Source organism: Pseudomonas canadensis (genome assembly GCF_000503215.1).
Lineage (GTDB): Bacteria > Pseudomonadota > Gammaproteobacteria > Pseudomonadales > Pseudomonadaceae > Aquipseudomonas > Aquipseudomonas canadensis.
On record NZ_AYTD01000013.1, the window covers coordinates 222,374 to 236,620 of the forward strand.

Genomic DNA, 14,247 nt, shown 5'->3' on the forward strand with positions numbered 1-14,247 from the left:
CCCAATAAAAAACCGGCCATTCCGTTTACGGTATGGCCGGTTTTTTTTACCCCCTTCGCTTACATGTGCGAGATCAGCGCATCACCGAAGCCAGACGAAGACACCAGGGTGGCACCGTCCATCAGACGCTCGAAGTCATAAGTCACAGTCTTGGCAGAAATCGCGCCATTGGTGCCCTTGATGATCAAATCCGCCGCCTCGGTCCAGCCCATGTGCCGCAGCATCATCTCGGCTGACAGAATCAACGACCCCGGATTCACCTGATCCTTGCCCGCATATTTAGGCGCAGTACCGTGGGTCGCTTCGAACATCGCCACGGTGTCCGACAGGTTCGCGCCCGGCGCAATACCGATACCGCCCACCTCCGCCGCCAATGCGTCGGACAGGTAATCACCATTCAGGTTAAGCGTCGCGATCACATCATACTCGGCCGGACGCAGCAGGATCTGCTGGAGCATGGCGTCGGCAATGGCGTCCTTGACCACCACATTCTTGCCGGTCTTCGGGTTCTTGAACTGCATCCACGGGCCGCCGTCGAGCAGTGTGGCGCCAAATTCTTCGGCCGCCACTTCGTAGGCCCACTCCTTGAAGGCACCTTCGGTGAACTTCATGATGTTGCCTTTGTGCACGATGGTCAGTGAGTCGCGGTCGTTATCCACTACATATTGCAGGGCTTTACGCGCCAGGCGCTTGGTCCCTTCCTTGGAGACCGGCTTCACGCCAATCCCGCAATCCTGGTCGAAACGGATCTTGGTGACGCCCATTTCTTCCTTGAGGAACTTGATCACCTTGATCGCTTCGGGTGAGCCCGCCTTCCACTCGATGCCGGCATAAATGTCTTCTGAGTTTTCACGGAAAATAGTCATGTCCACGTCGCCAGGCTTCTTGACCGGACTGGGCACGCCTTCAAACCAGCGCACCGGGCGCAGGCATACATAAAGGTCGAGTTGCTGACGCAGGGCCACGTTCAACGAACGGATGCCGCCGCCGACGGGGGTGGTCAGCGGCCCCTTGATGGAAACCACGTAATCCTTGACCGCATCCAGGGTTTCCTGGGGCAGCCAGGTGTCCTGGTCGTAGACTTGAGTCGCTTTCTCGCCGGCATATACCTCCATCCAGGAGATCTTGCGCTTGCCGCCGTAGGCCTTTTCAACAGCTGCATCGACTACCTTGATCATCACCGGGCTGATGTCGACGCCGATACCGTCACCTTCGATGTAAGGGATGATCGGTTGGTCAGGAACATTGAGAGAATGGTCTGCATTGACGGTGATTTTGTCGCCGACTGCCGGAACCTGAATCTTCTTGTATCCCATGCTGAACTCCATCTATGGATTGAACATCTGGCTGCGTTCGAGCCTACTCCAGATAAATGGCGACTGAAACCTCACGCCATGCTCATTTGCATCGAAAACAGCATAATTTGTCGCCTACAAGCCTGAAAGCAAAGGCAAAATCGCCAATCTCGAGCACATCGTGCGACTTTGGTCGCAACCTGCGCCCTGCGACCTTTAGACCAATGGACGACACACCTTTTGTATGAAGGCTCGGCGTAAGCATAGCGACCTATGTATAATGCCGCCGCTGACCAAAGAGTCACGACGGCCGACCGCTCTATAACAGTGCCCTCCGCCAGAAAAGCCGGACTAAACAATAGTCCACCCGCTTGACGCTCGACTGATGCAACCCAACATCACCGCGAAGAAACCTCGACATTTCGCTCATGGATGACTTTGAACGAACGCGCTCCACCCGGCGCATCTCGAGTTTCTGCGCACGCTTTCAGCAAAGAAGAGAGTTAATCCGAATATGCCCACCCGCTCGAAGATCATCTACACCTTCACCGACGAAGCCCCGGCCCTCGCCACCTATTCACTGCTGCCTATCGTAGAGGCCTTCACCGCTTCCGCTGATATTGCCGTGGAAACCCGCGACATCTCCCTCGCCGCGCGCATCCTCGCAAGCTTCCCCGAGCAACTGGGCGCCAAGGCTATCCCGGACCACCTCGCCGAACTGGGCGACCTGGCCGTTACGCCTGAAGCCAACATCATCAAGCTGCCTAACATCAGCGCCTCGACCCCGCAGCTGCAAGCCGCGATCAAGGAACTGCAGGCCCAGGGCTACGCCCTGCCGGACTACCCGGAAACCGTAACCACCGACGCGGAAAAAGAAACCCGTGCACGTTACGACAAGGTCAAGGGCAGCGCCGTGAACCCGGTACTGCGCGAAGGCAACTCCGACCGCCGCGCGCCGCTGTCGGTCAAGAACTACGCACGCAAGCACCCGCACAAGATGGGCGCCTGGGCTGCCGACTCCAAGTCGCACATTGCCCACATGAACAGTGGCGATTTCTACGGCAGCGAAAAAGCCGTGCAGATCGAAACCGCTGACGCTGTCAAAATCGAGCTGATCGCCCAAGACGGCACCGCCACTGTCCTGAAGGAAAAGACTTCGGTACAGGCCGGCGAAATCATCGACACCGCCGTACTGAGCAAGAAAGCCCTGCGCGCATTCATCGCCGCTGAAATCGAAGACGCCAAGAAGCAAGGCGTGCTGCTGTCGGTTCACCTGAAAGCCACCATGATGAAGGTCTCCGACCCGATCATGTTCGGCCAGATCGTTGCCGAGTTCTACAAAGACGCCCTGACCAAGCACGCCACCGTGCTGGAGCAGATCGGCTTCAACCTGAACAACGGCATCGGCGACCTGTACGCTCGCATCAAGGCCCTGCCGGCCGAGCAGCAAGCGCAGATCGAAGCTGACATCCAGGCCGTATACGCGGCTCGCCCGTCCCTGGCGATGGTCAACTCCGACAAAGGCATCACCAACCTGCACGTGCCGAGCGATGTGATCGTCGACGCCTCGATGCCGGCCATGATCCGTGACTCCGGCAAGATGTGGGGCACCGACGGTCAGCTGCACGACACCAAGGCTGTGATCCCGGATCGCTGCTACGCCACCATCTACCAAGCGGTCATCGAAGACTGCAAGGCCAATGGCGCCTTCGACCCAACCACCATGGGCAGCGTGCCAAACGTTGGCCTGATGGCGAAGAAAGCCGAAGAGTACGGCTCCCACGACAAGACCTTCCAGATCAAAGCTGACGGCGTGGTCCGCGTCACCGACAGCAAGGGCAGCCTGCTGATGGAACAGAAAGTCGAAGCCGGCGACATCTTCCGTATGTGCCAGACCAAAGACGCGCCGATCCAGGACTGGGTCAAACTGGCCGTCAACCGCGCCCGCGCCAGCAACACCCCGGCCATTTTCTGGCTGGACCCTAAGCGTGCACACGACGGCGTCGTGGTCGAGAAAGTTCAGGCTTACCTGAAAGACCACAACACCGAAGGCCTGGACATCCGCATCATGTCGCCGGTCGACGCGATGAAGTTCACCCTGGAGCGCACCCGCAAGGGCCTGGACACCATCTCGGTGACCGGCAACGTACTGCGCGACTACCTGACCGACCTGTTCCCGATCATGGAACTGGGCACCAGCGCCAAGATGCTGTCGATCGTGCCGCTGATGAACGGCGGCGGCCTGTTCGAAACCGGCGCCGGCGGCTCGGCACCGAAGCACGTGCAGCAACTGGTGGAAGAGAACTTCCTGCGCTGGGATTCCCTGGGCGAGTTCCTGGCCCTGGCCGCATCCCTTGAGCATTTGGGTGTGACGTACAACAACCCGAAAGCCCTGGTACTGTCCAAGACCCTGGACCAGGCCACCGGCCAGTTCCTCGACAACAACAAGTCGCCATCGCGCAAAGTCGGCAACATCGACAACCGCGGCAGCCACTTCTACCTGGCGCTGTACTGGGCTCAAGCCCTGGCCGCCCAGACCGAAGACACTGCACTGCAAGCGCAGTTTGGCGAACTGGCCAAGACCCTGACCGCGAACGAAGCAACCATCGTTGCCGAACTCAACGCCGTGCAGGGCAAGCCAGTCGACATCGGCGGCTACTACGCGCCGAACCCGGAGCTGACCAGCAAAGCCATGCGCCCAAGCAACACCCTCAATGCGGCAATTGCCAAGTTGAAGTAAGGTTGTAAGGCTGCAAAAAAGCCCCGGCCCTGTGCCGGGGTTTCTGTTTTTACTCTTTAACTGAAAAAACTGAATCAAAATGTGGGAGCGGGCTTGCTCGCGAATGCGGTGGTCAGCCTACACCTGCAGCGACTGACACTCTGCATTCGCGAGCAAGCCCGCTCCCACATTGACTGCAATCCTGCCCAAAGACCGCGTCGCATTCTTCATTGAGACTTTCCATGACCTGGCAACCCCACATTACTGTCGCCACCATCGTCGAAGACAACGGCCGCTTTCTGATGGTCGAAGAGCTCAAAGGCGGCCGCGCGGTATTGAATCAGCCTGCCGGCCACCTCGACCCACACGAAACCCTGACCGAAGCTGCCATCCGCGAAACCCTCGAAGAAACCGGCTGGGACGTCGAAGCCACTGGCATCGTCGGCATTTACCTGTACACCGCCCCCAGCAATGGCGTGACCTACCAGCGTGTGTGCTTCATCGCCAAAGCCCTGAAACACCACCCTGACTATCAACTCGACGAAGGCATACTGCGTGCCCGTTGGCTGACCCGCGACGAACTGATGGAGCTGCGCGACGACTGGCGCAGCGAGCTGATCATCCGCTGTATCGATGATTATCTGGCCGGCCAGCGCCACAGCCTCGAATTGATCCGCCCTTCTCTTTAGCCTTGAAGGCCTGAGCCTGATAGAATCGCGTCCTTTTTCAAGACACCCGTTGAAACCCTATGCGTGATCCAGCCCCTTCTGACACACAAAAGAAGCGCGTCATCGTCGGCATGTCCGGCGGCGTGGATTCTTCCGTTTCCGCCGTTCTGCTCATGGAGCAGGGTTATGAGGTGGAAGGCCTGTTCATGAAGAACTGGGAAGAAGACGATGGAACGGAATACTGCACCGCCATGGACGACCTGGCGGACGCCCAGGCCGTGTGTGACAAGATCGGTATCAAGCTGCACACCGCCAACTTCGCCGCTGAGTACTGGGACAATGTGTTCGAGCACTTCCTGGCCGAATACAAGGCAGGCCGCACGCCGAACCCGGATATCCTGTGCAACCGTGAAATCAAGTTCAAGGCGTTCCTCGACTACGCCATGATGCTCGGTGCCGACCTGATCGCCACTGGCCACTACGTACGCCGCCGCGATATCGATGGCCGCACCGAGCTGCTCAAGGGCCTGGACCCGAACAAGGACCAGAGCTACTTCCTGCACGCCGTCGGCGGTGAACAGATCGCCAAGACCCTGTTCCCGGTGGGCGAGCTGGAAAAGCCCGAAGTGCGCAAGATCGCCGAGAAACACGGCCTGGCCACCGCCAAGAAGAAGGATTCCACCGGGATCTGCTTTATCGGCGAGCGCCGCTTCAGCGACTTCCTCAAGCAGTACCTGCCGGCGCAACCAGGCGAAATCCATACCACCGAAGGTGAAGTCATCGGCCGTCACCATGGCTTGATGTACCACACCATCGGCCAACGCCAGGGCCTGGGCATCGGCGGCTTGAAAGATGCCGGTGAAGAACCGTGGTACGTGCTGGTCAAGGACCTGGAAAACAACGTGCTGATCGTCGGCCAAGGCAACGAGCATCCACTGCTGTTCTCCGGCGCCCTGCTGGCTTCGGAAATCTATTGGGTCAACCCGATCGACCTGAGCACCCCGCGCCGCCTGACCGCCAAAGTGCGCTATCGCCAGAGCGACCAGCCTTGCACCCTGGAAAAAACTGCCACCGGCTACCGCGCCACCTTTGATGACCCGCAACGCGCAGTCACGCCTGGCCAGTCCGTGGTGTTCTACGACGGCGAAATCTGCCTGGGCGGCGGCGTGATTGAAGTGGCCGAAGCCTGGAGCAAATCGGCATGAGCCCGACCCAGGAGCAATTGACAGCGCTAGGTGGGGTCTTTCTCGCCGCTGTACTGGTGGACAAGATCGCCAAGACCGGCCAGGTCACCGAGGCCGGCCTGACCTGCATGCTCGGCAGCCTGCTGATCCGTGACCCCAAGGACACGTTGGAAGTCTACGGCGGCGACGACCTCGCGCTGCGTGAAGGCTATCGCGCGTTGATCGGCGCACTGGAACGCGACCCCAGCACCCTGCAGCGCGAGCCGCTGCGCTACGCCCTGTCGATGCTCGGTCTTGAGCGTCAACTGGCCAAGCGCGACGACATGCTCGAGGTCATCGGCAAGCGCTTGCCACAGATTCAATCCCAGGTGGAACACTTCGGTCCAGCCCACGAAAACGTGATCGCGGCCTGTGGTGCGCTGTACCAGGACACCTTGAGCACCTTGCGCCAACGCATCCAGGTCCACGGCGACATGCGCAACCTGCAGCAACCGAACAACGCCTCGAAAATCCGCGCCCTGCTCCTGGCCGGCATTCGTTCGGCGCGGTTATGGCGCCAGTTGGGCGGTCATCGTTGGCAATTGGTGATCAGTCGTCGCAAATTGCTCAAAGAGCTTTACCCGTTGATGCGCAACGAATAAGTCGCACCAGCAGGCCTTTTTCAAGCCGTTACGCGTAATACGCCGGTCAGTTGGCAACGGACCGGCGGATTTTTTCATGTATGATACGCGCCCCATTTCGTTGCCCGACTGTCCGAGAACACCCCATGCAGCTCTCTTCGCTCACTGCGGTTTCCCCTGTAGACGGCCGCTACGCCGGCAAAACCCAGGCCCTGCGCCCTATTTTCAGCGAATACGGCCTGATCCGTGCTCGTGTACTGGTTGAAGTGCGTTGGCTCCAGCGCCTGGCCGCTCACCCCGCCATCAGCGAAGTGCCGGCGTTTTCCGCGCAAGCCAACGCTGTGCTCAACACTCTGGCGGAAAACTTCTCCCTGGAGCACGCCGAGCGTGTGAAAGAGATCGAGCGCACCACCAACCACGACGTCAAAGCCATCGAATACCTGCTCAAAGAGCAAGCGGCCAAGCTGCCGGAACTGGCCCAGGTCAGCGAGTTCATCCACTTTGCCTGCACCAGCGAGGACATCAACAACCTGTCCCACGCCCTGATGCTGCGCGAAGGCCGTGATGACGTGATGCTGCCGCTGATGCGCCAGACCGCCAACGCCATCCGCGAGCTGGCTATCCGCTTCGCCGACGTGCCGATGCTGTCGCGCACCCACGGCCAACCGGCTTCGCCGACTACCCTGGGCAAAGAACTGGCCAACGTGGTGTACCGCCTGGAGCGCCAGATCGCTCAAGTCGCCGCCGTACCGCTGCTGGGCAAGATCAACGGCGCCGTAGGCAACTACAACGCCCACATCTCGGCCTACCCTGAGATTGACTGGGAAGCCAACGCCCGCGCCTTCATAGAAGACGAACTGGGCCTGGGCTTCAACCCGTACACTACGCAGATCGAACCCCACGACTACATTGCCGAGCTGTTCGACGCCATTGCGCGCTTCAACACCATCCTGATCGACTTCGATCGCGATATCTGGGGCTACATCTCCCTGGGCTACTTCAAGCAGCGCACCATTGCCGGTGAAATCGGCTCGTCGACCATGCCGCACAAGGTCAACCCGATCGACTTCGAAAACTCCGAAGGCAACCTCGGCATCGCCAACGCACTGTTCCAGCACCTGGCCAGCAAGTTGCCGATCTCCCGCTGGCAGCGCGACCTGACCGACTCCACCGTACTGCGCAATCTCGGCGTGGGCTTCGCTCACAGCGTGATCGCGTACGAAGCCAGCCTTAAAGGCATCAGCAAGCTGGAGCTCAACGAGCAGAAGATCGCCGCTGACCTGGACGCGTGCTGGGAAGTCTTGGCCGAGCCGATCCAGACCGTGATGCGTCGCTACAACATCGAAAACCCGTACGAGAAGCTGAAAGAATTGACGCGCGGCAAGGGCATCAGCCCTGAAGCACTGCAGACTTTCATCGATGGCCTGGACATGCCAGCCGCGGCCAAGGCCGAGCTGAAACTGCTCACCCCGGCCAACTACATCGGCAACGCTGTAGAGCAAGCCAAGCGCATCTGATCGTTGCTTGACCCTTTGAGACGCCCGGCCGCGCCGGGCGTTTTTATTCCAGTCTGAAAAGTGCTTTCTTTCAATAGGTTACACATGAATCCTGATATCCCTCTTCAACTTCTGGGCGGCATCACGGCACGGGAATTCCTGCGCGACTACTGGCAGAAAAAACCGCTGCTGATCCGTCAGGCCATCCCTGATTTCGAAAGCCCGATCGACGCCGACGAACTGGCCGGCCTGGCCCTGGAAGAAGAAGTCGAATCGCGCCTGGTGATCGAACACGGCGAGCGTCCGTGGGAACTGCGCCGCGGCCCGTTTGCTGAAGATGCCTTCAGCACCCTGCCTGAGCGCGAGTGGACCCTGCTGGTGCAGGCCGTCGACCAATTCGTGCCGGAAGTGGCCGAATTGCTGGAGCAGTTCCGCTTCCTGCCAAGCTGGCGCATCGACGACGTGATGATCAGCTTCGCCGCGCCCGGCGGCAGCGTGGGTCCACACTTCGACAACTACGATGTGTTCCTGCTGCAAGCCCAAGGCAAGCGCAACTGGAAGATCGGCCAGATGTGCAACTCGGAAAGCCCGCTGCTGCAGCACGCCGACCTGCGCATCCTCGCCGAATTCGAAGAGAGCGCTGAGTGGGTCCTGGAACCGGGCGATATGCTCTACCTGCCGCCACGCCTGGCGCACTTCGGCATTGCCGAAGATGACTGCATGACCTACTCCGTCGGTTTCCGCGCTCCAAGCGCCGCCGAAGTGCTGACCCACTTCACCGACTTCCTCAGCCAGTACCTGACTGACGAAGAGCGCTACACCGACGCCGACGCCCAGCCGGTCAGCGACCCGCACCAGATCCAGGGCGACGCGCTGGACCGCCTCAAGAGCCTGCTGGCCGAGCACATGAGCGACGAGCGCATGCTGCTGACCTGGTTCGGCCAGTTCATGACCGAACCACGCTATCCTGAACTGGTAGCCGGCGAGGAACTGGGCGAAGAAGACTTCATCAGCGCCCTGCAAGACGGCGCAATCCTGGTGCGCAACCCGAGCGCGCGCATGGCTTGGTCGGAAGTCGACGACGACGTGCTGTTGTTCGCCAGCGGCCAGAGCCGTTACTTGCCGGGCAAACTGCGCGAACTGCTCAAGCTGATCTGCGCCGCCGACGCCCTGCACGCCGAAAACCTCGGCCCGTGGCTGGAGGACGAAGACGGTCGCGATCTGCTGTGCGAACTGGTCAAGCAAGGAAGCCTGGGATTTGCCGATGAATAAAATTCACGTAAGTGTCGCGGACTGGCAAAAGGATATCGCCGAGATTCGGCGCATTCGTGAAGCGGTGTTTATCGCTGAACAATCGGTTCCACCGGAGCTGGAGTGGGACGCGGATGACGCCGGCGCAGCGCATTTCCTTGCATTCGAAGGCGATTTTCCGATTGGTACCGCGCGCCTGCTGCCCAGTGGCGAGATCGGACGCGTTTCGGTACTCAAGGACTGGCGCGGCTTGAAGGTCGGCGACAAGCTGATGGAAGCGGTGATCGGCGTGGCCGAGCAGCGCGGCCAGGCCAAGCAGTTCCTGAGTGCGCAGGTGTATGCGGCGCCGTTCTATGAGCGACTGGGCTTCAAGATCGTCAGTGAAGAATTCCTTGAAGTCGGGATTCCGCATGTGGACATGGTGCGCGGGGACTGAGCTGTCTCGTTCGCGAGCAAGCCCGCTCCCACATTTGACCGAGTGCACTCTTTGGAATGCGGTCGAATGTGGGAGCGGGCTTGCTCGCGAAGGCTACTTCAGCAACACCCAAAATGCCCTGCACTGCCAGGGCATTTTGCCGTCTACGATTCAATTTGCGACCTGCCAGGCCGACAAACTGGCACTATCCAGCCTAAATGACTCGCAGAGATAACGGACATGTCCCTACGCACCCTGCTCACCGCCCTCCTCCTGACCGCCAGCGTCTCGGCCATGGCCGACACTGAAGTCGTCAACCTGAGCAACCGCACCAGCGCCGACCTGCTGCCCGTGGCGCAGAACTTCATCGGCAAGGACGGCACCGTCAGCGCCTACGGCAACCAACTGATTGTTAACGCCGACCCGGCCAAGATCCAGAATCTGCGCGCCCTGCTTTCTCAACTCGACACACCCGCCAAGCGCCTGCTGATCACCGTCGACACCAACGAAAACAATCAGCAGAACAGCGGCGACAGCCAGACGCGCATCATCAGCTACGGCACCGCCAGTCGTGACGGTGGCGTCCAGCAGATCCAGGCCAGCGAAGGCGTGCCCGCGCTGATCCAGGTCGGCCAGAGCGTACCGCTGACCACCACCCAGCAAGACAGCTACGGCCGCCTGCAAAACCAGACCCAGTATCGCAACGTCACCCAGGGGTTCTACGTGACGGCCAGCGTCACTGGCGAAACCGTGCACCTGGCGATCAGTACCAACCGTGACCGCATGAGCCAGGAACGTCCCGATGTAGTGAATGTACAAAGTACCGACACAACCGTCAGCGGGCGACTAGGCGAATGGATTCCCCTGGCCGGCATCAATCGCGAAACCCAGGCCGACAAATCCTCTACAACCCGCAGCTACTCTACTCAAGGCCGCGACGACCTGACTGTACGGGTGAAGGTCGACACCCTGAACTGAAGCACCAAAAACTGACTGATGAGTCGTATTAGACTAAAGATGTAGTGCTTTAAAAAAAGCACTACAAAACATTTGACGATCCAAAAAAGCATGGGCATGATGGCCTCGCTCCCGCTAATCAGGGGCCCTGGCAAGGGCCTTCGGATCGCCGCTCTAAGCTACCCACCTGAGCCGATTCGTGTCTGTACCGCCCACAAGGCGTGTTTGACGAGGTTGCGACTGGAACGAAGTTGTCCCGAGGGACGGAAGCTAACCAGGTAACCCGGCTACACGCTGTTGAACCCCCAAGGGCCCACGACGCCCTCAGACTGTTCGCGGCCCGCCTTTACCTACCGCCCCTCTCGCCAATCGTTCATCCCGTCGCATTCCCCGCCAGACCCGACATGACCGCCTAAGCTTCTGGTCAGCGAGCAGCCCTGCCCACGCATTTGAATGCAGGGCTGGCAAATGGATTTTTTCCACCACAAGAAGACGCGACGAGGTTTACTTCCATGGCACTGACACGCGAACAGCAAATTGCAGCCCTCGAAAAAGACTGGGCTGAAAACCCACGCTGGAAAGGCGTGACCCGCGCTTATTCCGCTGCTGACGTCGTCCGCCTGCGTGGCTCGGTTCAACCTGAGCACACCTTTGCAAAACTCGGCGCCGAGAAGCTGTGGAACCTGGTGACCCAAGGTGCCAAGCCTTCCTTCCGTCCCGACAAAGATTTCGTCAACTGCATGGGCGCCCTCACTGGCGGCCAGGCAGTGCAACAGGTGAAAGCCGGTATCCAGGCAATCTACCTGTCCGGCTGGCAAGTGGCAGCGGACAACAACTCCGCTGAATCCATGTACCCCGACCAATCGCTGTACCCGGTGGATTCGGTTCCAACCGTGGTCAAGCGCATCAACAACTCGTTCCGTCGTGCCGACCAGATCCAGTGGAAAGCCGGTAAAGGCCCGGGTGATGAAGGTTATATCGACTACTTCGCGCCTATCGTGGCTGACGCTGAAGCCGGTTTCGGCGGCGTACTGAACGCCTACGAGCTGATGAAGAGCATGATCGAGGCTGGCGCTGCCGGCGTGCACTTCGAAGACCAACTGGCATCCGTGAAGAAATGTGGCCACATGGGCGGCAAGGTACTGGTTCCGACCCAGGAAGCGGTACAGAAGCTCACCGCTGCCCGCTTGGCTGCTGACGTTGCCGGTACTCCTACCATCATCCTGGCGCGTACCGATGCCAACGCTGCTGACCTGCTGACTTCGGACTGCGACCCGTACGACCAACCGTTCGTGACCGGCGAGCGCACCCAGGAAGGTTTCTACAAGGTACGTGCCGGCCTGGACCAGGCGATTGCCCGCGGCCTGGCCTACGCGCCGTACGCCGACCTGATCTGGTGCGAAACCGCCAAGCCGGACCTGGACGAAGCCCGTCGTTTCGCCGAAGCGATCAAGAAGGAATACCCGGACCAACTGCTGTCCTACAACTGCTCGCCTTCTTTCAACTGGAAGAAAAACCTGGACGACGCGACCATCGCCAAGTTCCAGCGCGAACTGTCCGCGATGGGCTACAAGCACCAGTTCATCACCCTGGCCGGCATCCACAACATGTGGCACAGCATGTTCAACCTGGCGCACGACTATGCCCGCAACGACATGACCGCCTACGTGAAGCTGCAGGAGCAGGAGTTCGCTGACGCATCGAAGGGTTACACCTTCGTGGCGCACCAGCAGGAAGTGGGCACCGGCTACTTCGACGACATGACCACCGTGATCCAGGGCGGCACCTCGTCCGTGACCGCGCTGACCGGCTCGACCGAAGAAGAGCAGTTCCACTAAGCACCGCGTACACGGCCACTGCGGCACCAAGGAAGACCTAACCGCAGTGCCGCACAAAAATCACGCCCCGACCCGTTCGGGGCGTTTTTTTGCCCGCACAAATCTATCTGAAGCACCGCGATCCAAATGTGGGAGCGGGCTTGCTCGCGAAAGCGCTGGTTCAGTCAGCACATCTTTGCCGGGCACACCGCTTTCGCGAGCAAGCCCGCCCCCACAGGGGGAATGCATTCAGCTTGATGATTTTGTGCAAAACATTGATCCAGAGCGGTATTCGCTTCGAGCGAATCGGTTAAAAGATCCCAGTGAACAACTAAGCGACACTCTAGCAAGTAACGGCAACTTCCCTCGCCACACGAGAAACATTCGCTTAAACCCCACGCAAACAATATTCATTATCATTTGGCGCATGAAAACTTCGTTACAGGCTAAACAAAACACATTTGATCAAATGCCCGCTAATGCCCGCCACGCAAGGGCTACAGCCCCACGAAGGTGCACTATGTCCTTATTCCATCGAATAATTTCGCTATAGGAATTTTACTTGCCCGGTGTTTAGCCATAAAATCACCGCGATTGATTGCAGTGCGACATATCGTCACTGCATCGTTACTTTTTCGAGCTCAGAGACCTTTGCTCTCTGTTAAGGATTTCCAGCATGACCGAAGCGACAGGACTCATGGCCCACAACTGGGGCTTTGCCATTTTCCTCCTCGGTGTTGTCGGCCTCTGCGCCTTCATGCTTGGTGTCTCCAGCCTCCTCGGGTCAAAAGCCTGGGGCCGCAGCAAAAATGAACCGTTCGAATCCGGCATGCTGCCTACAGGTGGCGCCCGCTTGCGGCTCTCAGCCAAATTCTATCTGGTCGCGATGCTCTTCGTGATCTTCGATATCGAAGCCCTCTTTCTCTTTGCCTGGTCTGTGTCCGTCCGCGAAAGCGGCTGGACCGGATTCGTCGAAGCTCTCGTTTTCATAGCAATTCTGTTGGCAGGCCTTGTCTACCTATTCCGAGTGGGCGCCCTTGACTGGGCTCCGGAAGCTCGTCGTAAGCGGCAAGCGAAGCTGAAACAATGAGGCTTTGGCGATGCAATACAATCTCACCAGGATCGACCCGGATGCTCCTAACGATCAGTACCCTATCGGCGAACGGGAAACCGTTTCCGATCCGTTAGAAGATCAAGTCCACAAAAACATCTACATGGGCAAGCTCGAAGACGTGCTGAGTGGCGCGGTCAACTGGGGACGTAAAAACTCCCTGTGGCCGTACAACTTCGGCCTTTCTTGCTGCTACGTGGAAATGACCACCGCCTTCACGGCGCCCCATGACATCGCGCGCTTTGGCGCCGAAGTTATCCGGGCATCACCGCGTCAGGCGGATTTCATGGTTATCGCCGGCACCTGCTTTATCAAGATGGCGCCGATCATCCAGCGTCTCTACGAGCAAATGCTCGAGCCGAAGTGGGTTATCTCCATGGGTTCGTGCGCCAACTCCGGTGGCATGTACGACATCTATTCCGTCGTTCAAGGGGTGGACAAGTTCCTGCCCGTGGACGTCTACGTGCCTGGCTGCCCGCCCCGCCCTGAAGCATTCCTGCAAGGCTTGATGCTGCTGCAGGAATCGATTGGCAAGGAGCGTCGCCCGCTTTCCTGGGTCGTAGGCGATCAAGGCGTGTACCGCGCCGAGATGCCTTCGCAAAAGGAAGAGCGCCGCGAACAGCGAATCGCAGTCACCAATCTGCGCAGCCCTGACGAAGTCTGATCCAGACCGGTTCTTTTATAGAACGAACACCTGGCTTCATTCTTTACGTT

At 59.2% G+C, this 14,247-nt stretch carries 12 protein-coding genes; 11 read left to right on the forward strand and 1 reads right to left on the reverse strand.

Annotated features, from left to right (window positions below; genetic code table 11):
• Positions 1-59: 59 nt before the first annotated feature.
• Positions 60-1,316, reverse strand: coding sequence for an NADP-dependent isocitrate dehydrogenase (gene icd, locus U367_RS0109885; protein ID WP_028616796.1), 1,257 nt, complete (start codon positions 1,314-1,316; stop codon positions 60-62).
• Positions 1,317-1,809: 493 nt separating this feature from the next.
• On the opposite strand from icd, the gene U367_RS0109890 reads away from it, so the two are divergent.
• The 11 genes from U367_RS0109890 to U367_RS0109940 all read left to right on the forward strand — a co-directional run bounded on the left by U367_RS0109890 (position 1,810) and on the right by U367_RS0109940 (position 14,197).
• Positions 1,810-4,035, forward strand: coding sequence for an NADP-dependent isocitrate dehydrogenase (locus U367_RS0109890; RefSeq protein ID WP_028616797.1), 2,226 nt, complete (start codon positions 1,810-1,812; stop codon positions 4,033-4,035).
• A 221-nt stretch (positions 4,036-4,256) separates the two neighbouring features.
• The gene (locus U367_RS0109895) at positions 4,257-4,703 is read left to right on the forward strand and encodes an NUDIX hydrolase (protein WP_028616798.1); all 447 of its coding nucleotides are present in this window, start codon (positions 4,257-4,259) and stop codon (positions 4,701-4,703) included.
• Positions 4,704-4,762: 59 nt separating this feature from the next.
• The gene (gene mnmA, locus U367_RS0109900; protein WP_028616799.1) at positions 4,763-5,887 is read left to right on the forward strand and encodes a tRNA 2-thiouridine(34) synthase MnmA; all 1,125 of its coding nucleotides are present in this window, start codon (positions 4,763-4,765) and stop codon (positions 5,885-5,887) included.
• Positions 5,884-6,507, forward strand: a complete 624-nt coding sequence (gene hflD / locus U367_RS0109905; protein WP_028616800.1) for a high frequency lysogenization protein HflD — start codon at positions 5,884-5,886, stop codon at positions 6,505-6,507. The genes mnmA and hflD overlap by 4 nt, the downstream gene beginning before the upstream one ends.
• A 125-nt stretch (positions 6,508-6,632) precedes the next feature.
• Entirely contained in the window at positions 6,633-8,003 is a 1,371-nt protein-coding gene (gene purB, locus U367_RS0109910) for an adenylosuccinate lyase (RefSeq protein ID WP_028616801.1), read from the forward strand.
• Between the two features lie 84 nt (positions 8,004-8,087).
• On the forward strand, positions 8,088-9,254 hold the full coding sequence (locus tag U367_RS0109915) for a ribosomal protein uL16 3-hydroxylase (protein ID WP_028616802.1): 1,167 nt from the start codon (positions 8,088-8,090) through the stop codon (positions 9,252-9,254).
• Positions 9,247-9,669 (forward strand): GNAT family N-acetyltransferase, encoded by a 423-nt coding sequence (locus U367_RS0109920; protein WP_028616803.1) that lies wholly within the window; start codon positions 9,247-9,249, stop codon positions 9,667-9,669. Before U367_RS0109915 ends, U367_RS0109920 begins: the two co-directional genes overlap by 8 nt.
• 219 nt (positions 9,670-9,888) lie before the next feature.
• Positions 9,889-10,626, forward strand: a complete 738-nt coding sequence (locus U367_RS0109925; protein WP_028616804.1) for a secretin N-terminal domain-containing protein — start codon at positions 9,889-9,891, stop codon at positions 10,624-10,626.
• A gap of 491 nt (positions 10,627-11,117) precedes the next feature.
• On the forward strand, positions 11,118-12,443 hold the full coding sequence (gene aceA / locus U367_RS0109930) for an isocitrate lyase (protein ID WP_010458877.1): 1,326 nt from the start codon (positions 11,118-11,120) through the stop codon (positions 12,441-12,443).
• 655 nt (positions 12,444-13,098) lie between these two features.
• Positions 13,099-13,512 carry an NADH-quinone oxidoreductase subunit A gene (locus U367_RS0109935; RefSeq protein WP_003219575.1) on the forward strand — a complete coding sequence of 138 codons (414 nt, stop codon included), beginning with the start codon at positions 13,099-13,101 and terminating at the stop codon, positions 13,510-13,512.
• Between the two features lie 10 nt (positions 13,513-13,522).
• Positions 13,523-14,197, forward strand: a complete 675-nt coding sequence (locus U367_RS0109940) for a NuoB/complex I 20 kDa subunit family protein (protein ID WP_016975544.1) — start codon at positions 13,523-13,525, stop codon at positions 14,195-14,197.
• The last annotated feature ends 50 nt before the right edge of the window (positions 14,198-14,247 follow it).

Bases quoted from the DNA above. Each gene is read 5' to 3' on its own strand.
- U367_RS0109890 (WP_028616797.1), top strand. From the start codon at position 1,810: ATGCCCACCCGCTCGAAGATCATCTACACCTTCACCGACGAAGCCCCG.
- mnmA (WP_028616799.1), top strand. From the start codon at position 4,763: ATGCGTGATCCAGCCCCTTCTGACACACAAAAGAAGCGCGTCATCGTC.
- U367_RS0109935 (WP_003219575.1), top strand. From the start codon at position 13,099: ATGACCGAAGCGACAGGACTCATGGCCCACAACTGGGGCTTTGCCATT.
- U367_RS0109940 (WP_016975544.1), top strand. From the start codon at position 13,523: ATGCAATACAATCTCACCAGGATCGACCCGGATGCTCCTAACGATCAG.
- U367_RS0109915 (WP_028616802.1), top strand. From the start codon at position 8,088: ATGAATCCTGATATCCCTCTTCAACTTCTGGGCGGCATCACGGCACGG.
- purB (WP_028616801.1), top strand. From the start codon at position 6,633: ATGCAGCTCTCTTCGCTCACTGCGGTTTCCCCTGTAGACGGCCGCTAC.
- hflD (WP_028616800.1), top strand. From the start codon at position 5,884: ATGAGCCCGACCCAGGAGCAATTGACAGCGCTAGGTGGGGTCTTTCTC.
- U367_RS0109920 (WP_028616803.1), top strand. From the start codon at position 9,247: ATGAATAAAATTCACGTAAGTGTCGCGGACTGGCAAAAGGATATCGCC.
- U367_RS0109925 (WP_028616804.1), top strand. From the start codon at position 9,889: ATGTCCCTACGCACCCTGCTCACCGCCCTCCTCCTGACCGCCAGCGTC.
- icd (WP_028616796.1), bottom strand. From the start codon at position 1,316: ATGGGATACAAGAAGATTCAGGTTCCGGCAGTCGGCGACAAAATCACC.
- aceA (WP_010458877.1), top strand. From the start codon at position 11,118: ATGGCACTGACACGCGAACAGCAAATTGCAGCCCTCGAAAAAGACTGG.
- U367_RS0109895 (WP_028616798.1), top strand. From the start codon at position 4,257: ATGACCTGGCAACCCCACATTACTGTCGCCACCATCGTCGAAGACAAC.